The sequence below is a fragment of the Alcanivorax sp. HI0083 genome, assembly GCF_001635175.1.
The window spans coordinates 1-764 of the sequence record NZ_LWFX01001657.1; the positions used below are offsets into that span (position 1 = coordinate 1).

Below are 764 nucleotides of genomic sequence, written 5' to 3' on the forward strand. Positions count from 1 at the left end.
CCCAGAGCCTGGCGCCATTGAGGCCGGTGGTTTTGCACTCCAGGATCTGCACCTCTGGATTTCCCACTACCGAGTAATCCAGATTGGCCAGCATCCAGGGCTTGTCTGCATCCGGGTGCTGGAGCACGGCATTCACTCGCCGTACCTTGTTGCCCGTCGCCTTGGCATAGGCCTCGGCCACCTTGGGTTCAAGAAGATTGCCCCAGTACAGCGGGGTATGGATGTCGTCAGGATCGGGGGCCGGTAACAGCCCATCCCGCCCGGTCTTGATCATCCACAGCTCAAGCGGCGATTGGTACGGATTAAGTCCCACGGCCGCAGCGGCATCGCTGGCCCCGATACCTTGCTTGCGGACCTTGAGCCACTGTTCCCGGTTCATGCCCTTGGTGGACACCAGGCGCAGGGCTGGGCGGGATGAGGATTTGATGGAGCGGGGCGTGCTCATGAGTGTCCTCCTTCCAGTTGGGTCAGCCGCTCGGTAAAGCGATCATGAAGATTGATCAGCCGGTGGGTCTGGGGTGTCTGATCCGACGGGATCTCATGACTACCGCCCTGGCTGAAGAAAGTGACCACCAGCTCGGTGATCATCTGTTGGATGTCGGTGTTGGGCGGTAAATCGCCATCATTCTCGAGCAGATAGGTGCCCAGCTGTTCGCCCAGGATAGACACCACCTCGTACTCGAACACCCCAGGAAACCCTTGCGGGCCATACCAGTAGGGTTGCACCTGTTTCCAGATATCGGGGATGAAGTCACACAGGGTGC

At 59.6% G+C, this 764-nt stretch carries 1 protein-coding gene and 1 pseudogene; both read right to left on the bottom strand.

Annotation, left to right across the window (positions count from 1 at the left end):
- Positions 1-445, bottom strand: a 445-nt coding sequence (locus tag A3754_RS24355; protein ID WP_197468842.1) for a YqaJ viral recombinase family protein, incomplete at its 3' end; no start/stop codon positions are given.
- Positions 442-764: pseudogene (locus A3754_RS28260) on the bottom strand (hypothetical protein); the annotation flags it as partial. The gene A3754_RS24355 and the pseudogene A3754_RS28260, both read right to left, overlap by 4 nt.